Source organism: Peteryoungia aggregata LMG 23059 (genome assembly GCF_030814435.1).
GTDB lineage: Bacteria > Pseudomonadota > Alphaproteobacteria > Rhizobiales > Rhizobiaceae > Allorhizobium > Allorhizobium aggregatum.
In genome coordinates, this window is record NZ_JAUSUW010000003.1 from 253,286 (window position 1) to 278,002 (window position 24,717).

The following is a 24,717-nucleotide window of genomic DNA, read 5'->3' on the forward strand; positions in this document are numbered from 1 at the left end:
ACTGCTCCTCCTCCAGCAAACGTCTAGAACCCGTTGAATTCAGTTTCGGTTGTCCATAAGGACTGTGTCGGCTTCACTGATCCGCTTCCCCTGCAAGTCGAAAACATGGATGGCGTCAGGCGGCGCGTGCACGAAAACCCGCTCGCCACTGTCGATGCGCGGCAATGCGTGGGTGGTAAGGAAGAGCGTGTGGTTCTTGCTCTTCAATTCGAGGATCCAGCTTCCACCGGTTGGCAGCACTCCCGTGACCGTCATTTCGGCGCTGAAACTGTTTTGGGGCACTTTCTCCCGGCTGGTCGCGTAGCTCATGGCTTCGGGCCGCAGGCCAACCGAACCTATTCCCCGCAATTGCGGAAACTTCGCCGAGAGATAAGCTTCCGCCTGATCGGCAATGTCTGAGGCCCCCGGCTTGCCGAAGTTCAGGATGTTGATGGGCGGGCTGCCGACGAACTCCGCAACGAACCGGTTGGCCGGTCGATCATAGATGTCGTTCGGCGTCCCCATCTGCTGCAAGGTACCCTCGTTCATCACGGCAATCGTGGTGGCCAGGGTCATGGCCTCCCACTGGTCGTGGGTCACGAAGACGATCGTAGTCTTGAATTCATGGTGCAGCCGCTTGAGTTCCGCCCGCATTTCGAGACGCAGCCGTGCATCGAGGTTCGACAACGGCTCATCGAGCAAAAGCACACCCGGATTGACGGCCAGCATACGGGCAAGCGCCACGCGCTGCTGCTGGCCTCCGGACAGCTGCGAAGGATAACGGTCGCGGTATTTGGCAATATCGAGGGCCTGCATGACGCGCTCGACACGGGCCTCGCGCTCGGCTTTCGGCAGATTGCGCAACCGCAGACCGAAGTCCGTATTGCGCTCGATGGTAAGGTGAGGCCAAAGCGCATAGCTCTGGAACACAAGACCCATCTCCCGCTTTTCCGGCGGGACAAAGATGCCTTCCCGCACGGAATCGACGACCCTGTTACCGACCTTGATCTCTCCGCCGGAAAGGTTTTCCAGGCCGGCAATCATCCGCAGCGTGGTGGTCTTGCCGCAGCCGGAGGGACCAAGCAGGCACATGAATTCACCATCGCGGATTTCCAGGTCGAGATCGGCAACGGCATTCGCGGCAGCGACACCATAATTCTTCTGTGCACCCCGTAGGTTGATGGTAGGCATCAGCTTCCAAGTCCTTCTGCAAGATTTGTGCGGGTAAGCTTCTGGGCCAGCAGCGTGCCGAAATAGGCAATCGCAGCGATAATCAGCACCACGGCATTGGCAGCCTGGGTGTAATGATAGTCGACCAGGCGCAGGGAAAAAGTTGTCAGGACGTCAGTGCTCGGCACCGCCAGGATGACGAACAGGCTGAGACCCTTGATGCCCGAGATGAACGGCAGCAGCACGCCGGTGACCAGTGAGCCCTTCTGGATCGGGATCACGATGGAGACCATCCGACGGAACCAGCCGGCGCCCGCAATCTGTGCTGCCTCTTCCGGATCCTTGCCCAGCTGCGTCATGGCAGAGATACCGGCCCGCGATGCATAGGGCATCTGATCGGCAATCAGTGCCAGGATCAGGATCATCACCGTGCCATAGAGTGCGGGCATGGGGCCGCGGGGCACAGCAAACAGCGAAAGGTAAGCGGCGGCGAACGCGATGCCCGGAACGAGATAGGGCAGGAATGTCACCTGACGGAGAAAAACCGAAAGGCTACGGACCGGCGTACGGATGACGACATAGCCGACAAGCAGACCGAGGACACCCGAGACCAGGGACGCGAAGCCAACGATCATCAGCGTGTTCTTAGCCGCAGCCCAGAGGTCGGGGCTGAGAAGAATTCCGGTCTTCAGGGCAACCGTGTGAAGATCTGTGCCGATCCAGTAATCGAGGGTGAAATTGTCGAGTGTAAACCGCGCCGGCACTTTCATGACTGTTGAGAGGACGAGTGTCAGCAGCGGCATGCCGACGCTCAGAATGAAGACCGCTGCGGCAAAGCCGGTTGCCGGAAGACGCAGCTTTCCAAGACGGTTTTGACGGTTCATCGAACCCTTGGATCCGATGGTCACGAAACGCCGCGCCTCGCGGACCAGTCGCGCATCGATCATCAGCGTAATGATCCCAATCAGCATGATCGACGCTGCCACGACACCTGCGACGCCGGTCTGGCGTGAGGCGATGCTGCGAAACAGCGAGGTTGAAAGCACCTCGAACTTCACAGGCAAGCCGAGCACGTAAGGCACACCGAATTCACCGAGGCACTTCGCGAAGATCAGCACCATGGACGACATAAGCGCCGGCCGCATCAACGGCATGATGATCTGGATGGCGACCTGGTAGCGGCTTGCGCCGAGAATGCGGGCGGAGTCCTCAAGCTGACTGTCGAAACGACGCAGCGCAGAGCCAAACAGCAGGATCACGAAAGGGGTGTAATGCAAGGCCAAAATGATGATGATCGGAAAGCGCCCATAAGCGAGCCAGTCCGGAGGCGTCAGGCCGATAGCCTCGAACCAGCCCGGTTGGCCGCCCACGGTCCGGTTCTTGAACAACGTGGTCCAGGCAAGCGCAAAGGTCCAGGCGGGCAGCATGTAGGGCACGATCAGTGCGGTCGCGAACCAGCGACGGCCGAACATATCGGTCCGGCTGATCAGCCAGGCAAGGATGGTGCCGATTACCAGCGACAGCGCTATCGCACCGAAGGCAACTGTCAGGGTGTTGAGGAGAGGTCGCCAGAACAGGTCGGTTGCCACAGGCGAGAAGAACGCGCGATCCATGTAGTAGAACGTGAGAGCCCCCACATCCTTGCCCAGACGGCGCTCATGGCCGAACTGCACCATCACGGAATCCAACACGATCGAGATGATTGGCACGACGATCAGGTAGGTAAACAGCAAGGCGATGAGGATACCAATCAATGTGGTCGGCTCGCGCATTGCGACCTTCAGGCGATATCGCCAGGCCTGCCACGCTGAAGGCGCGCTGGACACCTTACGCCCCAGCGGACTTTCCGCATTGGTTGCTTCACTTAGAAGAGCCATGTTTCCTCCACCGGCCATCCACCGCAAGGTCCCCAATCGGAAGACACACGAATGCTTTGTCACTCGGACTGCAAACAAGCAGTCTCCAGCGCATAGCCTTCTGCGATGTATTCAATCCTCCCGACGGGTTTCCCGACCCGCCACACCTGCGCGAACGCCCATAGGCGTCCCCTGTCGCGGACTCGGTGGAATTCATCCCCCTTTGATCCTGCGATAGCGTGGATGATCAATCCTATGTGGCGTTTTGTCAATCATAAATTTGCACACGCGGTCATTATTTTATCTTATTGTTTTTATTATGTTATATTGGAGAAATTCTCATCATTTATGCACGCGCGATCATTGCTGATGTTGATTTGGCAGCTTGATTGGAGACAGGCTCAGCGCTGTTGCTCGAACAGGCGCTCATCTCTGCCGGAGCCATCGCGACGATCCGAAGTTTTCTCGCATCAGTTCAGCATTCAGACATTTTGGGGATTGGAATATTGCGGACTTTATGGCCAGTGATGCGGCAAGAATGGTGAGGGGAACACGATGGCTAGAGGGTTCGTGACGGCGGAAGAAGTGGCACGACGTGCCGGCGTCTCGCGTTCGGCGGTGTCACGAACATTTACGCCCGGCGGCAGCGTGTCCAAGGCCGTACGCAAGAAGGTGCTCAAAGCAGCACAGGAGCTGGGTTACCGGGTCAACCGCCTCGCACAAGGGCTCAACAATGATCGCTCGAACCTGATTGGTGTGGTGGGAGCCAATCTCAGTTCGCCGTTCATCTCGAAACAGCTTGACGCCTTGAGCCTCGGCCTTCTCAGACGCGGCTCACAGTGTCTACTGCTGAATGCGGCCGATGCACGCAAGGATATCGCGCCGCTCATCGAACTCCTTTTCGAGTTTCGTGCTCAGGCAATTGTTGTCCTGTCCGGCGAACCACCGGCATCGATCATCGACGAATGCATCGCCAACGGCGTTCGTCTTGTCCTGATCAATCAGAGCATGGACCGGACTGACACCAACATCGTTCTGAGCGACGACTCCCACGGCGCCGATCTTGCGGCGCTGCGCTTGCGGGCGGCAAAATGCCGAAAAGTCGCCGTTGTCACCAGCGGCAGCCAGACACCGGCACAGATGCGACGGGCCAACGCCTTCACAAAACGCATGATTGCGGAAGATATCGAGGTTGTTTCCTGGTCAGACGGGCCGACCACTTACGAGACAGGATACCGGGCCGGCTGCGAGCTGTTGAAGGACAACGGGATCGATGGTGCCTTTTGCGTCACCGATCTCCTGGCGCTCGGCTTTCTGGACGCTGCCCGGCTGGAAATGAACCGCCGCGTACCACAGGATCTCTCTATTGTCGGTTTCGACGACATCCCGCAGGCAAGCTGGAAAAGCTACCAGTTGACGACCATTGCACAGTCATTCGAAGCACTGACGGAAAAGGTGCTTGCGGCTCTCGACAGCGACGAACCGGAAATAAGGCTGCAAGTGGTGCCCGTCAGCATGATTGAGCGGACCACCGCTCGTTAGGCGCGATACCCTCTCCTATTGAAACACAAGCAATGCCGGCGTGTCACTGCTCAATTCATGGGGCGTCAGGTCACCTGCCGGATGCGGCTGTCATTCAAAAGGCCGCTGTCACTGAGGATGGGAAGCGCAACCGACGCGATATGGGCATTGATCCTTTTCAGGTCGCGCAGCAGATCGAGATGCAGTGAACTGGTCTGGATGCTGTCCGAGCGCCCATCGCGCAAGCGCTGCAGGTGACGTGCTGCCGACTGTTTTTCCAAGCGCCGCACATCTTCCTTCACTTCCACGAGGCGACGGGCCAGCTCACAATTCTTTGTGGCGAACACTGACTGGGCCATGCGCAGATTTTCGAGCGTGATCGCAAACAGCCGCTGCAGTTCGTCTTGGCCGTCCTTCGAGAACTCAAGTCCCAAAGCCACCTTCTTCGCAATTTCCGGTCGGATGCCCTTCTCGATAATGTCGCCAATGTGCTCCAGATTGATGGCATACTCCACGATATCCATTGATCGGCGATAGTCCTGTTCGCTCAAGTCCTGCTGGCCGATCCTGGAAACGAAAACCTTGATTTCATGTTGAATACGATCGACGCGCCCTTCAAGCGCACTGATATTGCTCAACTGTGAGACGTCGTTGCCTCGCATGGCGTCGCAAGCCTGGCGCAGCATGCTCTCGATCAGATCGCCAACCAGCATGACCTCGCGACTGGCACCTGCCAGCGCTGCGACCGGTTGATCCAGATCGTGGACGTCAAGAAAGCTGCGCTGGCCATCCAGCGGCTTCAGGTCGGGCAGAATCGCAGCAGTCAGCTTCAAGAGGAGTGGAGCGAGCGGCCAGGCAATGAGGACGACAGCAATGTTGAAGAGAAGATGGGCATCAACGGCCAGCTGCTGATGGGAAAAATAGGGAAGCTCAAGCAGCCGCGCCGCAGAACCGGCTAGCGGCATTGCAAATGCGCAGCCAACGGCCCGGATGATAAGATTGCCAAGCGTTACGCGCCGAGCCGCAATCGAGGCTTTCATCGTGGCAAGGACGGGTGGGACAGCGCCACCCAGGTTTGCGCCAAGAACCAGTACGATCACTAAGCCGGAATCGATGCCGCCGCTTGCCGCCAGCGACAGGATCAACACGACCACGGCAAGGCTTGAGGAAGCAAGCACGGCAAGGCCCGCCGAGAACAGGAGCGCGACGGGCCAAGCGTCACCCAGCATGGTGATGAACAGATTGAGCGCTGGAGACTGGCGGATCGGATCGGTCGCGGCCGACAAAAGATGCAACGACAAGAGCATCAGTCCAACGCCAACCAGCGCCGTTCCAGCTCCCTGTTTTGCCGTAGATGCCGTTCGCAACAGAACAACGCCGCCGAGGATGAGCAAAGGAGATAACCAGCCAAGTCCAAACGCGACGATCCAGGCTGTGACCGCCGTACCGACATTGGCGCCGAGCATGACGATTTGCGCCATGGCCGGCACAATCATATCTCTCTCCACAAAAGAGGCGACCATCAGGGCCGTCGCCGTGGAGCTTTGCAGTGCAATAGTGGAGAGGAAGCCTGTAACGAGCGATCTGGGGCCGCTTCGAGTCCCGGCGGCGAGGCCGGATCGCAACCTTGGACCGAGCGCGCGCGTCATCCCCTCCTTGATCTGGCGAAGACCGAAAAGAAGCAGAGCGACAGCGCCGAACAGGTTGATGCCGACTATGGCAGATTCCATCTACTCACCTCATGGTCAGTCAAGCCGGCACGGAATCGCCCTGCGTCGGCATGCGAAGCGTCAAACTTGGTGAACCGCCCTCGGCACGATCGAGGAAAAGGCCGAGAGCAGCGAAGAAAATTTCGAGAAAGCTTTGAACGGAGCCGTCATGCCTGTTGGCGTCGCGACCAAAGTTTGACGCCAATAAACGATAGAGCTTGAGCCTTTGCGGTTCGATATGCGGCAAGGAGAGCCAGGCTCCCTGCCGCAGGCAGTACCAGTCGGCTATCAAGTCCAGCATGGAAAGCTCTGCCGCGCCCTCATAGTCGCTGCTCTTGGCATCCTTTGTCGCAAGGAATTGGGCAATCACATCGAGCACGGTTTTGTCGCGGATCACGTCGACAATTCTTGCAGGCCACTCCTTGGCGAAATATCGATGGCGAACGAGCGCTCGCTTATGCTGCTTCAGGAAATTCCCGTAATTGACCGCACTGAAGGCCGGGTCTCTCGCCTCCCCGCTGATTTCGGCTTCCTTTAGATAGCTCTGCACCAATCGCGTGTTGATTGGCAGGCCGGACATCTCCACGGTGTCCACCTGAATGTTCTGGCCCGTGGCACGCACGACCTTGAAAGCCGGAGGAAAGGCGACGAGTGACGGGACAGCAATATTGGTCAGGGGCGTCTGCTCTGTTCCCCGCTGCGTCAGGCCCTCCACGTGCAGGTGTCCGCTGAAGTGAACCGTGACGCCGGCAGCTCTCAGAGCGTCTTCCACTGCCTCGCCGGGCGTACGACGGACGACATTGGTCTCGCCAAACAGCAAGCTCTCGGCGCGGCTTGCGCCATCAAACGGATCGAGCGCCGGATAATGAGAGAAGGCGAGCAGTGTTTTATCTTGGCGTCTCGCCCTGCGGCTCACATCCGCGATCCAGTCGAGAATGAAGCCCTTGGTCCGCAGCATCGCGTTCCAGCCCCCGGATGTGCTGTCGATAAACGCCGCCTCTTCCCCATCGACGAAATTTCCGCCCAGAGGCTCGAAGACATTGGCGTCGATCATCAAAAGCCAAAGCCCGGCGACCGGCTCCACGAGATAGGACGCATCCATCAGCTGGTAACGATTGCGCCCGTCGGGTGAAGCAACCCAGTATCTCCGGTCTGCATCAGCATCGCTTGCACCGAAAGGTGTTTCCCAATGCAGATATTGGGGGCGTCGGAAATAGCCGAACTCCCCCATTGGTCTCAGCCCAACCGGATAGCCCTCGCAATACATCTCTTCGCTGACGACGACAGCGTCACGGCGAAGTGCCGGATCGCTGGTCACTGACAGCGGCCTCCCCTCGGTGGCGAGAAACTCCTTCTTATGATGCCGCCCCTGCGGACCGAAAACATCGTGATTGCCCGGCAAGGCATAGAAGGCCGTTCCATGCGACTGCGAATGCGCCGTCAAAATCCGCCTGAGGCTTTCCGTGGTGGTCCGCTGACCGTCGTCCGTGTAGTCCCCAAGCAGCACGACATGGCGAATGCCGCGTTCGGCCACCTGATCGAGCGCCGCGAGCAACGTGTCAGCACTTTCGTTGAAGACGCGCGTGGACTGGCGCGTATCCGACCAGCTGCGCATCGTCAGCCGTTGTCCATCGACCTCGACACCGGCAAAGCCGAAATCAGCCTTGGTGTCATGGAAGTGGGCATCAGCGATGACCGCAATCTCTAAGGAGCCGTGCAACGAGATGTTCAAGCCTCCCTCCGGCCCTCGACAAGATCGATCCACTCAGACGCACGCCGGGCGGCTTCATAGAGACTTGGCTTCGGCGTCTCAAACCACTCATCGGGCCTCAGCTCTCTCTTCTCACGGATATCGGCGACGGCATCATCCAAGGTCGGATAGCGATCCGGCTGTTGCTTGTGCAAGAACAGCGCCACCAGCGACACGGACCTGCTGCGACCGCTGCGGCAGTTGACAAGGATGTTGCCGCCATCGGCGAAGGGATAGGTCGCCCTCTTTGGCATCGCCTGACGCAGCGCGCCGTCAAGAATGTAGTAGGCCCCCAGCATCATCGTGTCGGGGCTGCCTTCTCCGTCAATTAGGCCGAGCTTGTAGTAGCGAATATCGCCGTAGCCGGTGGCGCGCAGGTCACCCTCGTCAACGCCTCCACTCACGAGATTGATGTCGAGGTTGACGGCACAGTTCACGACGGTGGTGATGCCATGGGCCCGCAGCAATCCGATGTCGCTGGCCCCATCGCTGCCTCCAATATAAAGCGTTGACTTGTATGGGCCGAGATCTTCAGCAATCTTGCTGATTGCGGGCCGAGCATAAACCGGTCCATCCATGGTGAAGCTCTCCTCTTTACAACTGAACTGCCATAGCTCGTTCGCGGTTGATCAAGCGACCGAAGTCACCCTGTGTTCTGTTGTCCCATCACCGACGCCATCGAGTGCGGCCAGCGGGATTTTCGACGCTCTGCTGACTCCGGCAGAAATGCCCCTGGCAGCAGCCAGGACGGCCCCACCTTCGCGCAGGCTACCGATTTCCAGGAATGGGCATACATCGCCGCCAGCCTCGCTGACCAGCAACAGACCGGCAAGGCAATCCCAGGAATTCATGTGCAACTCGATATAGCCGTCGGAGCGGCCATCGGCGACATAGGCAAGAGCAAGCGCCCCAGAACCACCGCGACGGACGTTGGTCCCCATGTCGAGCAGATTCTTCACGACACCGAGATAGACGTCGTTTGCAACACGCGTCGACCAACCCATTTCGATGGAAGCGGAATCAAAGCGCTGCGTTGCCGCAGTGGAGATAGCCTTGCCATTCAGCGTCGCGCCATATCCGCGACGGGCGAAATAGAGCTCCTCAAGAGCGGGATTGTAAATGGCGCCGATCTCCGTTCGACCATTTTCAACATAGGCGATCGAAATGCAGAAATGCGGTATCCCGCGCGCGAAATTCGCCGTGCCATCGACGGGGTCTACGACCCAGACCTTCGAGCCAATTTCACCGCCGCCCTCTTCGCCAAACACTGTGTCATGCGGAAAATGATTCTGGATCGCTGCGCGAATATGCGCTTCGGACGCAGCATCGGTCTCGGTGAGAAAGTCCTGCGGCCCCTTCATCGAAAAGCTGCGTGTCGCCGTGCCTTGAAAGCCCTTCAGCACCAATTCGCCGGCCGAGCGGCTGACCGCGCGGCAAAGATCGGCGCGAGCCTCAAGCGTATCGGCATATTGGAAACCTTCCATGAAACCACCATCAAATCGACTTGAACACGCGTTCATAATTGCACGCGTGTGCACTGCTTGCAAGGCGTTATTTAATCTACGCGAACCCAATATCAGCGGCGGGTGGCTTCCCAGTTCGCGCGACCTCCAGATAGCTCAGATATCGCTTTTACACCCCGGCGACGAAGACAGGAGGAATTGCAGATCAAAGTAAACGGTGTGCCGCTGGCACCTTGACTAGTTTGCTCAAAATTGGACGTGATCATTTGCCCGTCGCTCACGCTGGTGATATAGATGCACCATGGAATTTGTTCGCTCTTTCGCTGTGATTATTATCACCATTCATCGAGTGGTGGGCTAAGCACGTCATATTTCCAGACAAAGCAACCCGCCGCGAGGCGGGTTTTGTTTTTCCGCTCGCGGCCATTTTGGAGTCCAGAATGTCCGACCATCCCTTGAAAGCCCTTATCGAATCTGCAGACCGTTCCATATCGGCCAAAGACTTCGACGGCTTGATGCGATTTTACACCGATGATGCCACCTTAGTGGTCAAGGCAGGCATGTACGCCAAAGGCAAAGACCAGATCAGGAAAGCGTTCGAAGCAATCTCTGCTCATTTCCAAGGTAAATTGAAAGTCCGCCAAGGGCGGATGGAGGTGATCGAGGGCGGAGACACAGCGTTGGTCATCATGGAAACGTGGTTGGATGCCGTCGACGAAAGCGGCATTGCGACGTCGACGGTACGACGTGCCACCTATGTGTTTCGTAGAGACTCGTCTGGCACCTGGTTATGCGCTGTAGACAATTCCTACGGCACGGCTCTCCTCGATAGTTGAGAATGCCCCCGGCCCAGTGCCTACGTTGGGTCGGGGACAGCGTTCCGGTTGGCGCAAATTACGTTGCCGCATACTTCCACGGCAACAGCTCGTCGATCCGGCTCTGCTTGTGGCAGCCGTTGACAATGGCGGTGAGCGTGGCAGTCAGGTAGGCCAAAGGATCAACCGAATTGAGCTTGCACGTTTCGATAAGCGAGGCGATGGTGCCCCAGTTCTCGGCTCCCGCGTCATGTCCTGCAAAGAGTGCGTTCTTGCGATTGAGGGCTATCGGCCGGATGGTCCGCTCGACGGTATTGTTGTCGATCTCTATGCGTCCGTCGGTCAGGAAGAGCTTCAGGCCGTCCCAGTATTTGGCGATGTAGGCCAAAGCCTCGCCGAGCGGGGACTTCGTTGCGACGCGGGCGCGGTGATGGACAAGCCAGGACTGCATGTCGGCGACCAGTGGCGCTGACCGCTCCTGTCGCCCAGCCAAGCGAGCCTTCGGATCAAGGCCCCGAAGTTCGGCTTCGATGCGGTACAGTTCGCCGATGCGCTTGACGCCGTCCTCGGCAATCGGTGCTGCGCCGTTGCGGGTGATCTCCACCAGCTTGCACCGAGCATGGGCCCAACAATAGGCAAGCCGAATGTTTAGGCCAATTCGCTCTGGCGCGATCAGCCTGTTGTATCCGGCATATCCATCCATCTGCAGAATGCCGGAGAAACCGTGCAATATCCGTTCGGCATAAATGCCACCGCGACCGGGAGCGTAGGTGAAGGCCACACCTGGTGGAGCGCCACCACCCCATGGGCGATCATCACGCGCGAGCGCCCAGAAGTATCCGGTCTTGGTTTTACGCGAGCCGGGATCGAGAACCGGGGCGCGGGTCTCGTCCATGAACAGCTTGGTCGAACGCTTCAGGTCTGCGACTAGCGCATCGAAGACGGGCCGCAGTTCGTACGCCGCCCGACCGACCCAGTCGGCGAGCGTGGAGCGGTCGAGATCAATGCCCTGACGGCTCATTATCTGGGCCTGGCGGTAAAGCGGAAGGTGATCTGCATATTTGGAAACCAGCACATGGGCGACGGTTGCTTCCGTCGGTAGCCCGGCTTGGACAAGCCGTGCTGGAGCTGGAGCCTGAACGACACCGTCGGTACAGACACGGCAGGCATATTTGGGGCGACGGGTGACGATGACGCGGAACTGCGCCGGGACCACGTCCAGCCGCTCGGAGACATCCTCACCGATGCAATGCAGGCAACCTCCGCAGGCGCAGATGAAGCTTTCTCGCTCGATCACCTCCTCCACACGCGGAAGATGCTTTGGAAGGGAGCCGCGATTGATCGCGCGCCGCTTGGCAATCCTGTTTCCTGCAGGAGTGTCCGCCTCATCCTCGGCATGGATCACGGCCATGGCCGTCTCCAGGTCTTCGAGCGCCAGGTCGAATTGGTCAGGATCGGTCTTCTCGGATTTGCGCCCAAAGGCTGCCTGCTTGAATGCTGCGACCAGCTTCTCAAGCCGCTCGATCCGCTCATCTTTGCGGGTGATATGCTCGTCCTTGCTCGCAATCGCGACGTCCTTGGCCGCCTCGCGGGCCTGGGCCGCGATCAGCATCGCCTTCAGGGCGGCAACATCATCGGGAAGGTCGGCGGCATCAAACATGGCAGGAAGCTACCAAATCCGGAGCCGATTTGCCTCTGCAATTTGCACTGCTGAGTCATCGTGCCGCAGCTATTCGACGGCCTCTGGCGTTCTCGTTTGGACGGCATGAACCCGCCGCCAATCGAGGCCTGCGAACAGCGCTTCGAACTGGGCATGGGTCAGCGTCATCAGGCCATCCTTTATGCCGGGCCACGTGAATGTGTGCTCTTCCAGCCTTTTGTAGGCCATGACGATCCCGGAGCCATCCCAGTAGATCAGCTTCAACCGGTCCGCCTTGCGGGACCGGAACACGAAGACGGTTCCGGTGAACGGGTCCTTGTGCAGCTCGTTCTTCACCAGCGCCGCCAATCCATCATGACCCTTGCGGAAGTCGACTGGTTTGGTCGCTACCATGATCCGCACACGGTGCGATGGAAAGATCATGTCGTCGCCGCCAGGGCACGCGCGATGGCGGCGATCCGGGCGGCTGATGCCCCTTCCTCAAGACGGATCGTCACTGGGCCAAGAACGATCTCAGGGCGACTAACCGTTTTAGGAGGCGGTTCCGAAACTGGCGGATCGACGATCACCGCCGCGAACTCTACCGCATCCTCCGGTGCGGGCAGGATCAGCTTGCCCTGCCGCGCCATTGTCCGCCAGGTTGAAAGGCTGTTCGCTCGCAATCCATAGCGCTGCGCAACTTCATTGACCGTCGTACCAGGCCGCAAGCTTTCCGAAACGATCTTCGCTTTGACCTCGTCCGGCCATTGACGATGAACCTCACGTACAGGATTCCTGGTTGTGAGAAACTCCAATGTAGTCTCCATGGAGAAACTCCCGTTCTTCATCCATGGAATGTCGATCACAGATCAGGCGGCAACGAGCAACGTGGGAGTGGGACAGCGGTTACGATGAGGCGGATGTCAGCCATGCTGAACTGTTCGGAGCAGCGGAGATCGCAGGATCGTATAATCTGAAGGCCAGTCATCGAGTTGCACGGGAAGTTACCCGCAAGCAGGGATATGTCTGGGAAGCTTTCGAAAATATGGCTATTCAGAATGGTGCCCGGCTTACAAAGCCACGTCACGCCAAGGGCTACGAGGTCGATGGACTAGTAGATAACGCCGGCGAAAAATTCTTGCTTGAGATCAAGACGACCGTGCTCGCCTCGGACGTCTATACAGGTGTCGGCCAGCTTCATCTTTATAATAAGCTGATACCTAGCGTGAAAAGTGCACACAAGATACTGCTACTCCCGGGTACACTGGGCGAAGAAATCAAAGCTGCCGTCTCATCGACGGGCATTGCGGTGCTAGCCTATGACATGAGGTATCAAAACGACCACCTGATGATTACGTTCCCTGAAGAAACGAGATTGTTTTTCGGGTTCCTGCCATCAAAGGCGAACCTGGAAGAGAACTGAATGGATCCCGATAGAAGCGCGTTTCCTGTCGCCCGCGGTTCCCCGCATGAGAAGCTAATATTCCGTGTAGCAGAACAGACACAAAACTAAAAAACGAGTGAGTTGGCACTCTACTAGCTGTCACTACTTGTACTTGTACTTGATGTGACGGATTTGTGTCTTAAAAAAATCCTCTAATTCGTGCCGCGTCCGAAGCGCATCCCGCAGGTCCGCGCCAGATATGGGAACGACCAAGGGCATGGCGGGATTCGACGCATTAAGAGCCAAGGCATCGTAGGCGATTTTGGTGAACCCATTCATTGAAATGATGAAACCAAGTTTCACGCGAGCATTCGCGATCTTGCCCATGAAGCCATTGGCATCAGAGACTGGCGAATGTCCCAAGAGATTTTTGCATTCGACAAGAAAATCCCCGCCGAAATCTGCCCAGAAGGGGCCTGGGACCACATTCTCGACCATAATGTCTATCTCGCCAACGTGTAGATTGGCTCGACTGGAGACTATTTTAAATAGTCCGCTTAGTAGACGGATGCAAAACTGTTCGAACAATTCGCCTCTCTTGTGACTGGTTAGCTGTACGTTTGAGGCAGTATCTAACAGGTTAAGGAGCTCGGAGGGTTCATCAAGCTCCGGCGAAATTTTGTCGAATATGTTAGAATGGCTCGCCTCATTTTCGGAGCGACCGACGAGCTTCTGCATGAAGGCATCTCCAAGGACGCGGCGCAGATTCTGGATTACATAGGTTTCAAGTGCAGCATTACTTGATTTGGCCTCCCTCAGAAAGTTCACAGCATCGGTGAACATGCCGGCACCGACCGCGGCTTCAACTAGTGGAGAGACATCCGAGACAAGGCCCGCGCCAAATTCTGTGACAGCAGTTCGATCACCCTGTTTGATTCGATTAACGAAAAAGCTCGGCTCGTTTCGATAATGCCACGCAAGGAAATACTCCTCGATCGATCTATGACTGAACCCGATCCTCCCCTGCGACCATTCAGCAACGAATGTTGGATTGCGGTTGGTTAAGAATTCTACGACCTCGGCCCCACGCCCGGTGACCTTCCGGGCAATGGTTGCAATCTGCTCGTGGGAAGCTTCATGAATCTGTTGCTCAGAGAAGAATTGGGCAATTTCACCGAGCAAACTCAGAAGTTCGCCGCGGCTACACGCCGGCGATCGAACCAACGAAAACTCGCGGTCGATCGATACGTCAACAAAGTCTTGATATACCCCGGAGCGAAGCGTGGGGAGAGCTCCCTTAGCTTCAAATATCTCCAACATGAACTCTGTCATCATCGGACTCTGCAGGATGGAAGCGCCAGCAGCGTTTCTCGCAATCTGGTCCAAGAACCGATCGATAAGGCCACTGCTTTCGATCCATCGGGCACGAAGAAGCGCCTCGACGCTGTCCAAATCCAGAGGCTCTAGCGATATTACTGCAAAGCCCTTAAGATTGGCGGTCAATGACATGGGTCGAGAGGAGACTAGGCCCTGAAGTTTTGGAAACTGCCTGAAAAGGTCAGTTAGACGGCCGATGACGGCGGCGTCTGGAACCTCATCCAGAGCATCTGCAAGTAGAAACAGCTTGCCGAGTTCCATCATGGTAGAAAGCTCTTGACGCTCAAGCTGTTCTCCGGTGCGCGAACCAATAAGGGTTGCCAAAGCCTCTAAGATGTCCGGTACCCCAGCGATTTCGCCGATTTCGGTCGGCCCCAACACCAGGGGGCAAATTTCAGTCGTCGGGGAAGCAAGGAAACGCTCACCCAAATCAGCCGCGACCTGCCCTAGAAGAGTCGTTTTTCCAGCGCCGGCAGACCCGATTAGAATCGATCTTGGAAACCGCTGAAGTAGATCCGAAGCCTTTAATCGCTCACCGTCCGGTCCCAAAATGTACCGGTCCACAATCGTCGGCCTGCCGTCGTGCCTCGGCCGGGTGATGCCGAGATACGCCCATCGTTTCGCCGAGTATGCCAGATGCCTCAACATTAAAAATCCTACCCTAATGGTTCAATTATCCAATCAGCACACTTTCATGTTCCATTGTGCAATTAACAGACATCCGCCTACTAGTAACGCTCGGCGCCGGCTGCATAAGGTGAAAACCCCAAGACCGCGAACCGCGCATTGCGAGGAATCTTCCCCTTGGTCATCCGAAATCAATCGCAGAGCTCGAGCGCGGACTTCCTGTGAAGATTTGTTTGTAGTCTGGCTCATACCCGCTCCACTTTCTCAGAAGTTGGAGCCTCCGGCAAACTCGGTGCGGTTGAGGTGAAATGCGTGAAGCCCGATTGAGCGAGCCGTTGTCCTGTTTCTCAATCAACGCCCCAGAGAAAAAAGTGTGGCTTACCGTTCGGCGAGAGAGTGCGGAAGGGCCCGGTTGCTATGATCGTATCTCTTCTGAAACACCTTGAAGCCGGATCAGCATAGCTCACCTTCAGCCATCGGCAGCACGTTTATCGCAACCTTACCTTTACTCATCTCTGGAAATACGCGCGTAGATGTGCAATCAAATATGTGATGAGAGATTACGTAGGGAGGCACTGATGACGGCAAGAAAGGTATTTGCGCACTGCTTCGGGCAGCGACGCAGGTCAATCGCGAACACAGATACTCCTTAAAAAGCCAACTATCGTGGACACCATGCCGATCAGTTTCAATCAATTCGGCTCGCGGAAACTCGAGGACACGGTTGAGGCGGACATTCCAGCTCCATGTTAAGTCCTACAGACACTATTGCTGGTTCCAGCATCAACGCCCACCCAGGAGTTTACGTCCTCGGATCCTTCGATACCCGGATAACGTTCTACTCGCAGCAAGTCAGGGCTCTCGAGCTCGCCCATGCGCTCTTTTATGAGCACAGGCTCCCAGCCAATGCGCGGGTTGCGGTCATTGGCGGAGGCGCAGCAGGCTTAACACTTGCTGCAGGCCTCGCCATGCAAGGTGGTGTCATTGTCCACTTGTTTGAAAAGGCGCAACATTTGTTGCCTTTGCAGGGGGATTCACAGCGTCGGCGTCTCGATCCACATATCTACGATTGGCCGAATCCAGACGCTGACCACGAAAGAGCGGAATTGCCGTTGCTGGATTGGCGTTCGGGGTCGGCAATCGACGTCCGAAGGGCCGTCCTGCGGGAGTTCAGCGAAGTTCAAATGGCGACTGAAGATCGTCTATTGGTTCGCACGAGGCATGCAATCACAGCGATCACACCGCAAGCCGGTCGTTTCATCGTTTCTTTTGAGCGAGAAGCCGACGGAGGCGCGCGCGAGACTGCTAGCCAAGAGTTTGATATCGTCGTGCTCGCCATTGGCTTCGGCCTCGAAAACCCTTTCGCGCTACCTGGAACAGAAACCCCTAGCTACTGGCGCGACGCGGGTGTGCCAGGAGCCGAGATTGCGGGGAACGCTCGGCCAACTTTTCTCGTAAGCGGCAATGGCGACGGCGGCCTGATCGATCTTATTGCGGCTGCGAGTTCAACGTTCCGCCACGATGATATCGTCCGAGGCATCGCGCAGCGGCAAGGCGTGCAGGCCTTGCGAGGCCCGTTGTTAGCGATCGACACTCAGGCGCTCGCGGCCGAGTCTATGGGGCAAGGTTTCGATTTCATCGCCGCGTATGAAAATGCAATTGGCGTCGAAGTCGAAAATCTTGGACTTGTAGACCAGATGCGCGAGCAGATGCGCGTAGGCGTGCAGCTGTTTTTTCAAACGCGCGAGAACGAACTTCTATCGATCAGAACAGCCCGTTTAAATCGTCTCGCTGTCTTTCTCTTGAAAAAGGCCTGCGAACGACCGGGCCCCGAAAGCTTCACGCACGTCACCTGTAGTGATGTACAGCAACTGACGTCTCAGCCAGGGGACCGTATTGGGTCGAGGCGATTCATTTGTGGGACGACTACGGTCGTGGCCGACTGGGTAATTGCGCGGCGCGGTCCAGGACGTGATGCGATCCGCCAACCATTCGAAAACCTACTCGCCGGTTACGAGGCCGAACATGCGCAATGGGTAACGGCCTTTCCTGTTGACAGTATTGCTCCCAAGCTTAATCCGGCGACACGAGAACACTTCGTGCGGCTGTCTCGCCAAGCCCGATTGCCTCCACCGCGTTACCACATCGATGCGATACTGGCCGCGGTTCCGCAGAGCAGCAAGCTCTGGCTGGTCGATAACCTTGCGCGCTGGAGCGGAGATACACCACTCGCTGACGTCGCCACATTTTGGTCTGACGATAGTACGGCGCGTGAACTCACCGTCATCGATCCGCCCGACCAACTTGGACCGGCCCTTGCTCATGCTATCGCGCGTCTCGCGATTCACTCGCCACGCGCAAGCTTTTTCGTAGATGTCGCCCGCTGGCGACCGTTCCTGACATTGCTCTCAAGCGAGTCGCCCAGCGCAGCCGATTTGCGGCTGCCCGGCTTGCGGGCGCTGGGTGGCAATCCCTCCATCCTTAATTCGGTGGCCATGGCGCCTAATGACCTGGCTACAGACATCAACAGGACGCTCGACAACTGGTTGCTCGAGGCTGTCGACTATCATCTTCGACGCTATATCGGTCACGCGGAGGATCCGGGCCACCTGGTGTCATTTGTGTCAGCGGCAGATATTCGCCAGCAAATGGGACCGATTTGGCAGGGCTGGATCCACCGATTTCGAACCGAGCCCGGACTGCTTCCCCGCTTTTTCGGCCTTGCAGTCTGCGCGAAGGACGATGAAGAGGCAGGGCTGGAAGGTTCGGTCCTCGCCGGACGCTTGCTGCTTACGCCCTTGATCCGTGCTTGCGCAGTAGCGCTCACGGTTGCGACCACTTGGCAGGTCATCGCGCCACGTGATAGCCGACCCGGAAATTTACGTCGTGACATTAACGGGGCTATGCGGTCAGGCCATACTTGCGCAGCAGCCTTCATTGACAATGAAGACATGGCAATCATGGCGTTGCGGCATGCCTGGACCACCGAATTTGTTCTCCTTCCGATGCAAGCGGTCCCAGCCGCCATGATCGTCGGAGCCAACAACTCGCTTAACAACACCAGCAATGTTATACCGCTAATTGGTCAATCAGGTGCCGATGGAAAGCTGATGCTCACGGTCGATCAGCGCTTTCGCATCGCGGCCCAGGCCGGTGCACAGGAGCTCAGCAACCTTCTGCAAGGTATCGAGGAAAATCACTTCGCCCAATTGAGAGCCGCTATCATTCCCGCAGGAGGCACCTAGTGAGCGAATCCTTAGCGACATCGCCTGCCCAAGAGGCTCTGGATACGGTCGAACGTTTGCTTATCCACCGAGCGATGACCATCGGCCTTCCTGTCGAAGCAAAACCTAATTTTGCCGGCACCATCTTCGCCGGTGGCAGTGACACACCTTCGGCCCGGATCGAGGCCAGCGACCTGCCCAATCACGTTCGAGGCCTGCTGATCGGACGCTATCCAGTACTGTTGACGCTGCTGCCCGAGGCTCCCAATGATGAGGGACTTAGCGACGTCATCCGGCGCGTGCGCAACCAGTGCGTCGTGGCTCGTTCCTATCTAAGCCCGTCGGCAGCACTCGACCTCCATGCGATTTTGCTCGGCCCCCGAAGCAGCGAAGGCGTCGACCGATGGCGCGCGCTTGCACTTATCGCCGAGCGAGATGAACGTGTTGCCCGCAAACTTGTCTGGCTGCGACCGAAGGATGCTAATGCTGACGAACAGAGTTTCGACGATTTTTCGAAACGAAGCTTCCTCGCCCGGCCCTGGGTCACCGACGCCATCTTTTCCATGGCGCCACTCGACAATGTAAGCCGGGCGGCATCGTATGGTGAAGTTCCCAGGGACACCGCCGGAGAATGGATCCGTGCGGCGAGCGAGCCTGGGGTCGATGCAGACCAGCTGGTCGACGAGCTGGTGGCTTCTTGGCAGCGACGGAGCGCGCAATGAGCAAAACGTTTCTTCGGGAAGTTCATCTACATGATTTTCGAACGTTTGGGGATTTCACGCTTCCGTTGGCCCCCGGCCCTGGCCTGACCCTGCTCGTCGGAACGAATGGACTTGGTAAAAGCAGCTTCTTCGATGGGATAGAATGGGGTTTGACCGGCAGAATCCGACGCTTCGAGAATTACGTCGGGCGGCTTAAGGAGAGCGACTATATCACCCGCCGGGACGCGCCGGCTGGGATGCATCGGGTCAGCCTCACATTTACCGATGGTGAGCCTTTAACGCGCGGGTTGTTTGAGGAGCCAGATCAAAGCGTACTGAAGGCTCTGCTCAAAGATTCCAAGTGGACCGAGATAGGCGACATCGGGGCCTATCTCGGCTTTACCCATTTTCTCGGGCAAGCGTCCCAACAACGCTTCACCAGCCGCGACAAGAACGATCAATGGCAAGCGCTCAAGGGTCCGAGTGGCATCGACCGACTGGAAGCGATCCGCACTGCCCTCCGCGGCCGTTTGACAATGAACGCATTCAAGCGCCGGGCAGAAAACGAGGAGAACGCTGTTGCGGTAGCCGCTCGCGCACTTGAGGAATGGCAGGCAAATACGGCGAAGCTTACCGAGCTGGGTTCGCGTGGCGCCGCACTAGGTGCGCAGTCCGAAGCTGCGCTTCAACAGCGCTTGGCTGTCATTGAAAGTTCTCTCTTTTCCGACCGTGATCTAACCGGTGGCTTGGCAGATCGCCTGCTTCGGGTCCGGTCAGCGATCGAAGGCGAAGAGAACAGGCTTGCACACGATCGTGCCGCATCCAAGGGTCTTCGGGCTATCGTCGAACAGTTCGCCTCGTCATCTGCCATCATCGAAACTCAGGGGGCCCGAAAAACTGCAGCTGATCAAGCAGTTGCGACAGCGACAGCGCAGCTGACTGAGGCTATGCTGTCGGCAAACCAGGCAGACAAGGCCGCCGCGCAGCAAGCTGAGCTGGTCGCTCGCGCTGAGTCCGAGTATGACGAGCGCGTTCGCGAGCGCGCGGCAATAGCCGAGTTTTCCACTCTACGCGCAGAGCAGGAAAGCATTCTCGCTCTGGCGGAAACGCTTAAGGCTGATCGAGATCTCTGCCAGCAAAATACCGCGGACGCACAGGTCGATCTCGAACGCGCTCATCAGGCCCAGACAACTCTCGGTCGCTTGGATGGCGAGCAAGCGACAATTCAAATTTGGTCGTTGCGTGCGGCAGATTTGCAGGCGCAGGAAGTCTCGGCGCGCGAGCAGCGCAATGCAGCCAATGCGGCTGGGGTTGCGGCTGAGCGGGCGCGCAGCGAGCTGCACGCCCTCGAACGTGCCGCCATCGAAACCGAAAATGCTGAAGCCATGGCCCGAGATCGGTTGGTGGCCCACCAGCGCGATGCGTCCGAACTGGCCGAGCTTCTGTCAGGCCTCACCGCCCATATCGGACACGACGATATCGACTGCCCGGTCTGTGCCACACGGTTCGAGCCCGGCGACCTTCAGAAACGTGCTCGCAATGCCTTGGCCGCACAGGACGTCCAGCTGGCGGAGCAAGTGCGTACTGTCGGCGCGCTTGCAGATGCAACCGAAACGGCAAGGCAGGCACTCATCAAGGCGCGGGCTGTGATTTCTGCTGCTGCCGAGGCCGAAATTTTCGCGCGAAATGCAGAGGAAGCCGCGGCCATGGATCGAGCCGCAATCGCTGAGGCTTTTAATGTCCCCGCCGAAACGGATTTGAGAGCACTTGTCGGTGATCGACTGGCGCAGGCCGGTCGTGCGCGGGCTGCTCATGTTCGAGATGCGGGTGGCAGCTCGATCGATGTCAGCACTGCGCAATCGCGCCTCAACGCACTGACTGCGTCACTCGCTTCTCTCGACGAACGGTTGGCAATCACAGTCCAGCGCCGAACAGTCAACGAGACCACGCTGAAATCTTTAGGTGAACGTCTAGCCGCGCTCGCACAGCCATGGAGCAGCGAAGCTGCCAACGAGGCTGTCGAGGCACAGGGCAAGGTGTTGGAGACAGCCCGCGCGAGCCTGGACGACCTTTCGGTCAAAAGGGCAGCCGCCGCCAATGCAGAATCGGCGGCGCGCGAGCGCCTCGCGACGGCTGAGGCTGATCGGGATCGAAGTTTCGCGGTGATTTCCGATGCTAACGCCTCCCGCTCCTCGGCACTGAAGGCATGGCAGGAAGCCGGCTTGTCAGAAAACCCCTCCTCACAGGCTATTGAGGCGCGTATTGCGGCTTTGGGCGACCGCGCAATCGCGCTCGCACATTATTCCGAAGATATGGGAGCGCTTTCTCGGGGCTACGAAGCATGGCTTGGGCAAAATGAGCTCCACGAGCTGCGCAGCCTTATGGAACGGCTTGGTGGGTCCGGCGCGGCGGACAATCCTGTCGCTCGCGAGCAGACCCTGCAGGCAGAGCTCGCGGCAGCACGCACCGCTCTCCATCTGACCAACGAGGCACGTGAAGCCGTGATGGTCTACGGCGAGAAGCTCAAGGAGGAAGCCGATAGCTTCTCGGCGAAATTCCTGTTGCCTCTCAATGACCTGATCGATTCATTCAACCGCGCGCTGTTAAGCACCCCCGGTGAAACCGTGCAATTCACGGCCGAGCACACTGTCGAACGAACGTCGCTTGGCATGGAGCTGCGCTATGCCGATCCGATCGAAAATGCCCAGTACAGGACATCCTTACCGCCGCAGCTGGTCTTGAGCGAGGGCCAGATGGCGGCCAACGGCTTCAGCATCCTATGCGCTGCAAGCACCGCCTATCGCTGGTCTCGCTGGCGCGCGCTCTTGCTCGATGATCCCTTGCAGCACAATGACATCATTCATGCGGCAGCCTTCGTCGACGTGATGCGCAATCTGGTGGAGCTCGAGGGGTATCAGTTGCTAATGTCTAGCCATAAGCGCGACGAAGGCGAATTCATTGCACGCAAGTTCGATGCGGCAGGCTTGCCTTGCACCGTAGTTGAGCTGGTTGGCGCTTCCAAGGACGGTGTCCGGACCGAGCCGCCACGCCACAATGCTGCCGCCCGCCGCCTTCTCGCGGAACCGGCGGCGAAGTTCGCTTAAACAGCCCTTTCCCGTTCATAGACCATCAAGGGCGCGTATTTTTTGTCTCTCATTAAGCGAATAAGCGCGTCAGTCCTGTGCTCAGCGTCCAGAAAATGATGCGTTGGCTCGCTTGAGAGCGCCCACAGCGAGGCGAATTTCGGCTACACCGTTGTGCACATCCCGGAGGGCCATGTAAGGAACAGGGATTCGGCCTACCGTGGAGCAGCGAAGCCGCTGATAGCCTCAGCAACTGTAAAGATGAGTAATCATTTGGTCAGCGTCTTTGCTGCAGTGTCAAACGAGCGGGTCGCCTTCTGTGACGAACGTTACCTGCCAATGCCCATAAGCATATCATGCAGCTTATGCTGCAAGATAATGCTCGGTTCATCGCCTCGGGCACGCATCTCAATCATTTCTATGAGCTCCAGCATGCTGACGGTGATGATCAGCTTCCCCGTTTCGCGTAGCGCGCCATGGCGAGCCTTCCGTGCCCCCTTGCTCTCCCCACTTCGAGCGACAAGAACCGCGACTGAACGCAGGGCAGTCGTAAAAAGATACTTCTCTGTTGAGTATATGGCAGCCTGGGGTAGCTCGCTTGGGTAGTTCTTAAACTCGAACACGACATATCTTGTACGAAAATCTGAGCGAATTGCCGACCAGAACTGACTGACAGGTTTCAAATGTGCTAGAAGGTCAAGCCGGTGAAATCCCTCTTCAACCGAACTTTGCTCGATCCACTGATCGAAGTCCTCACGAAAAACATACTTCAGCGCGGCGCTACAGGCCAACTCAAACGATTTTGCGCCACGGTAGTGTCCCTCGCACGTCTGCAGAGCGTTGATTAAACCTGCGATTTCACCAGTGTCTTTTCCCGGTGGGAACGTAGTATCTGAAGCAGTGTCGAGACGAGGACCGGCTCCGGTCAGTGATGTGAGATAGTCTTCCAGCAATTTGAGCTCTGCCAGGAGCTCGGGGCTTCCATAAGCCATCGCATTGAGATTGCTAAGACGTGTGCGAAGAACCTCCTCATCTACAAAATTTACATTTGCTTCGATATCCATTTTGTAGCGAACCTAGCTGGCCGAAAAGTAAAGATTTCTAGTTGTGACTTTCTGCTTCGATAATTGCAGGCAACTGGTACTCGTCAAAACCTTCAAACTCTTGGAGGATGTCTAACAAGGTGGCCTTGGCTTGCTTGTCATCTAGCTCGATCAAATTTGTCTCATCGACTGAAATTTTGAACTTGTTAGCCATCTCCGCTCTCTCCCCCGAATAAACCAGCTTATTTCCTGATCCGGTTCTAAGAAGAATGCTGGATTCGATTGCCCATCGATTGCCCATCTCCTGCAACAGGCAAAGGGCGACATTCCGAACCATCGCAGATGAAAGCTGAACCGCCTGCTGCAGAGACGCAAGCTGGCCCTTAGCCGCGCTCATGCTCAAGGCAGAGGGTAGATCGCGGAAATTGGCATCGGTCAGGTTTAGAATTTCCGTACCGACGGTTGTTAGCTTTATCGTCTCGAACGCGAACCTCTCACTACTTTTATATTTGAAATTCAAGATGACGTCGCCGAAAAGTAAACTGTAGACGCTAGTTGTTTCTATTTTGAGAAGCCCCATTTCGATCATGGCTTCCAGATTGAAATCAACTATGCCCAGTCTGTCTTCATTGTCGAAGAGCTGGATCGGCACCTGCCGGAGGGACGCGATCAGCCCAGCCGAAGCTTTGAAATTCGCAAATGTGTCTTGCTGGAAGAAGCGAAGCGTGTCTAAGGCCTTGGGAGAGAGCTTGGATTTCGGGCGCGTGGCTGCGTCGGCAAGTGCTCTGGCCAATATCTCAAGGATATCTTCATCTCTGATTTCCGAAGCATATTTAATGAAGCGGCTCAGCCAATCGTCGTCGATCTCGTGCTCTTCAAAGCGATCGGGGTCTTCTGTGATTTTCTCATACGCTTCATAGAAGACTTCCGACAATCGCAGCAGGTCTTCTTCCAATTGAGTTATCCGGCCATCTTGCTGGTCAAGCAGCTTCTTGATTTCCTTCTGCCAGAGCTCGTTGAACTGGCCTTTCAGGGAAGCCGGCAGATCTGGAGCATTCGCCTCGATCTTCGGCGGCATTTGGTCGAGCTCAATTTCCAACCCGATTTTTGGCGGATCGACTTTCTGAAGGTGAAGCGAACCAGGGGCCTGTCGATCTTCGGCCACACGGCTCCACAACTTCTCTGGTACATTACGCAAAATGAACTTTGCAAAGGCGCTCGCTATCGTCTTTTTCCCGGCGGGTACCTGCTCAGTCATCGGACAGTCTCCACGGACACCTCTATGAGGCAGCCTTTAGCGTTAGCGCCAAGCGCGACGATACCCGGAATGGTTATAGCGATTTAGGTAAATCACAACCGCTAATTCGACTGTCGAT

General features: G+C 57.1%; 18 protein-coding genes. 6 read left to right on the plus strand and 12 right to left on the minus strand.

From position 1 onward, the window contains the following. Positions 1-39 precede the first annotated feature (39 nt). On the minus strand, positions 40-1,170 hold the full coding sequence (locus tag J2045_RS06435; RefSeq protein ID WP_307370661.1) for an ABC transporter ATP-binding protein: 1,131 nt from the start codon (positions 1,168-1,170) through the stop codon (positions 40-42). Then, the gene (locus J2045_RS06440; RefSeq protein ID WP_307370664.1) at positions 1,170-3,026 is read right to left on the minus strand and encodes an ABC transporter permease; all 1,857 of its coding nucleotides are present in this window, start codon (positions 3,024-3,026) and stop codon (positions 1,170-1,172) included. The genes J2045_RS06435 and J2045_RS06440 overlap by 1 nt, the downstream gene beginning before the upstream one ends. A 534-nt stretch (positions 3,027-3,560) precedes the next feature. Here J2045_RS06440 and J2045_RS06445 point away from each other — a divergent pair. Beyond that, on the plus strand, positions 3,561-4,547 hold the full coding sequence (locus tag J2045_RS06445) for a LacI family DNA-binding transcriptional regulator (protein WP_307370667.1): 987 nt from the start codon (positions 3,561-3,563) through the stop codon (positions 4,545-4,547). A gap of 65 nt (positions 4,548-4,612) precedes the next feature. On the opposite strand, the gene J2045_RS06450 is transcribed toward J2045_RS06445, so the two are convergent. The 4 genes from J2045_RS06450 to J2045_RS06465 are packed head-to-tail and all read right to left on the minus strand — an operon-like array spanning position 4,613 to position 9,469. After that, on the minus strand, positions 4,613-6,256 hold the full coding sequence (locus J2045_RS06450; RefSeq protein ID WP_307370669.1) for a Na/Pi cotransporter family protein: 1,644 nt from the start codon (positions 6,254-6,256) through the stop codon (positions 4,613-4,615). Between the two features lie 19 nt (positions 6,257-6,275). Then, the gene (locus J2045_RS06455) at positions 6,276-7,961 is read right to left on the minus strand and encodes a metallophosphoesterase family protein (protein WP_307371156.1); all 1,686 of its coding nucleotides are present in this window, start codon (positions 7,959-7,961) and stop codon (positions 6,276-6,278) included. A gap of 2 nt (positions 7,962-7,963) precedes the next feature. Beyond that, the gene (locus J2045_RS06460) at positions 7,964-8,563 is read right to left on the minus strand and encodes a dual specificity protein phosphatase family protein (RefSeq protein ID WP_307370672.1); all 600 of its coding nucleotides are present in this window, start codon (positions 8,561-8,563) and stop codon (positions 7,964-7,966) included. Between the two features lie 51 nt (positions 8,564-8,614). Beyond that, positions 8,615-9,469: an inositol monophosphatase family protein gene (locus tag J2045_RS06465; RefSeq protein ID WP_307370675.1), complete on the minus strand. Its 855-nt coding sequence runs from the start codon at positions 9,467-9,469 to the stop codon at positions 8,615-8,617. A gap of 419 nt (positions 9,470-9,888) precedes the next feature. Here J2045_RS06465 and J2045_RS06470 point away from each other — a divergent pair, with 419 nt between their 5' ends. Next, positions 9,889-10,284, plus strand: a complete 396-nt coding sequence (locus tag J2045_RS06470; protein WP_033184615.1) for a YybH family protein — start codon at positions 9,889-9,891, stop codon at positions 10,282-10,284. Between the two features lie 58 nt (positions 10,285-10,342). Here J2045_RS06470 and tnpC read toward each other — a convergent pair whose 3' ends face one another. The 3 genes from tnpC to tnpA all read right to left on the minus strand — a co-directional run bounded on the left by tnpC (position 10,343) and on the right by tnpA (position 12,729). Then, positions 10,343-11,923 (minus strand): IS66 family transposase, encoded by a 1,581-nt coding sequence (gene tnpC, locus J2045_RS06475; protein ID WP_307370701.1) that lies wholly within the window; start codon positions 11,921-11,923, stop codon positions 10,343-10,345. 69 nt (positions 11,924-11,992) lie between these two features. Continuing rightward, complete coding sequence (gene tnpB, locus J2045_RS06480) at positions 11,993-12,346, minus strand: IS66 family insertion sequence element accessory protein TnpB (protein ID WP_307370703.1); 354 nt, start codon at positions 12,344-12,346, stop codon at positions 11,993-11,995. After that, a complete protein-coding gene (tnpA, locus tag J2045_RS06485; protein ID WP_307370706.1) occupies positions 12,343-12,729 on the minus strand; it encodes an IS66-like element accessory protein TnpA in 387 nt (128 codons plus the stop codon). Before tnpA ends, tnpB begins: the two co-directional genes overlap by 4 nt. A 23-nt stretch (positions 12,730-12,752) precedes the next feature. On the opposite strand from tnpA, the gene J2045_RS06490 reads away from it, so the two are divergent. Continuing rightward, on the plus strand, positions 12,753-13,325 hold the full coding sequence (locus J2045_RS06490) for a hypothetical protein (protein ID WP_307370709.1): 573 nt from the start codon (positions 12,753-12,755) through the stop codon (positions 13,323-13,325). 123 nt (positions 13,326-13,448) lie between these two features. Here the strand turns inward: J2045_RS06490 and J2045_RS06495 are convergent, their stop codons facing one another. After that, on the minus strand, positions 13,449-15,311 hold the full coding sequence (locus J2045_RS06495) for an NACHT domain-containing protein (RefSeq protein ID WP_307370712.1): 1,863 nt from the start codon (positions 15,309-15,311) through the stop codon (positions 13,449-13,451). A 725-nt stretch (positions 15,312-16,036) separates the two neighbouring features. On the opposite strand from J2045_RS06495, the gene J2045_RS06500 reads away from it, so the two are divergent. Genes J2045_RS06500 through J2045_RS06510 form a run of 3 tightly spaced genes read left to right on the plus strand, consistent with a single transcriptional unit; the run spans position 16,037 to position 22,319 of the window. Further along, entirely contained in the window at positions 16,037-18,535 is a 2,499-nt protein-coding gene (locus tag J2045_RS06500; protein WP_307370714.1) for an ABC-three component system protein, read from the plus strand. Further along, on the plus strand, positions 18,535-19,236 hold the full coding sequence (locus J2045_RS06505; RefSeq protein WP_307370716.1) for an ABC-three component system middle component 1: 702 nt from the start codon (positions 18,535-18,537) through the stop codon (positions 19,234-19,236). The genes J2045_RS06500 and J2045_RS06505 overlap by 1 nt, the downstream gene beginning before the upstream one ends. After that, on the plus strand, positions 19,233-22,319 hold the full coding sequence (locus J2045_RS06510; protein WP_307370718.1) for an AAA family ATPase: 3,087 nt from the start codon (positions 19,233-19,235) through the stop codon (positions 22,317-22,319). Before J2045_RS06505 ends, J2045_RS06510 begins: the two co-directional genes overlap by 4 nt. A gap of 308 nt (positions 22,320-22,627) precedes the next feature. Here the strand turns inward: J2045_RS06510 and J2045_RS06515 are convergent, their stop codons facing one another. Continuing rightward, the gene (locus tag J2045_RS06515) at positions 22,628-23,362 is read right to left on the minus strand and encodes a hypothetical protein (protein ID WP_307370720.1); all 735 of its coding nucleotides are present in this window, start codon (positions 23,360-23,362) and stop codon (positions 22,628-22,630) included. Positions 23,363-23,399: 37 nt separating this feature from the next. Next, a complete protein-coding gene (locus tag J2045_RS06520) occupies positions 23,400-24,599 on the minus strand; it encodes a DUF2806 domain-containing protein (protein WP_307370722.1) in 1,200 nt (399 codons plus the stop codon). Between the last annotated feature and the right edge of the window lie 118 nt (positions 24,600-24,717).

Coding starts and splice junctions, on each gene's coding strand:
- J2045_RS06470 (WP_033184615.1), top strand. CDS start 9,889: ATGTCCGACCATCCCTTGAAAGCCCTTATCGAATCTGCAGACCGTTCC.
- J2045_RS06515 (WP_307370720.1), bottom strand. CDS start 23,362: ATGGATATCGAAGCAAATGTAAATTTTGTAGATGAGGAGGTTCTTCGC.
- J2045_RS06460 (WP_307370672.1), bottom strand. CDS start 8,563: ATGGATGGACCGGTTTATGCTCGGCCCGCAATCAGCAAGATTGCTGAA.
- J2045_RS06495 (WP_307370712.1), bottom strand. CDS start 15,311: ATGTTGAGGCATCTGGCATACTCGGCGAAACGATGGGCGTATCTCGGC.
- J2045_RS06520 (WP_307370722.1), bottom strand. CDS start 24,599: ATGACTGAGCAGGTACCCGCCGGGAAAAAGACGATAGCGAGCGCCTTT.
- J2045_RS06490 (WP_307370709.1), top strand. CDS start 12,753: ATGGAATGTCGATCACAGATCAGGCGGCAACGAGCAACGTGGGAGTGG.
- tnpB (WP_307370703.1), bottom strand. CDS start 12,346: ATGATCTTTCCATCGCACCGTGTGCGGATCATGGTAGCGACCAAACCA.
- tnpC (WP_307370701.1), bottom strand. CDS start 11,923: ATGTTTGATGCCGCCGACCTTCCCGATGATGTTGCCGCCCTGAAGGCG.
- J2045_RS06440 (WP_307370664.1), bottom strand. CDS start 3,026: ATGGCTCTTCTAAGTGAAGCAACCAATGCGGAAAGTCCGCTGGGGCGT.
- J2045_RS06435 (WP_307370661.1), bottom strand. CDS start 1,170: ATGCCTACCATCAACCTACGGGGTGCACAGAAGAATTATGGTGTCGCT.
- J2045_RS06445 (WP_307370667.1), top strand. CDS start 3,561: ATGGCTAGAGGGTTCGTGACGGCGGAAGAAGTGGCACGACGTGCCGGC.
- tnpA (WP_307370706.1), bottom strand. CDS start 12,729: ATGGAGACTACATTGGAGTTTCTCACAACCAGGAATCCTGTACGTGAG.
- J2045_RS06500 (WP_307370714.1), top strand. CDS start 16,037: ATGTTAAGTCCTACAGACACTATTGCTGGTTCCAGCATCAACGCCCAC.
- J2045_RS06465 (WP_307370675.1), bottom strand. CDS start 9,469: ATGGAAGGTTTCCAATATGCCGATACGCTTGAGGCTCGCGCCGATCTT.
- J2045_RS06510 (WP_307370718.1), top strand. CDS start 19,233: ATGAGCAAAACGTTTCTTCGGGAAGTTCATCTACATGATTTTCGAACG.
- J2045_RS06450 (WP_307370669.1), bottom strand. CDS start 6,256: ATGGAATCTGCCATAGTCGGCATCAACCTGTTCGGCGCTGTCGCTCTG.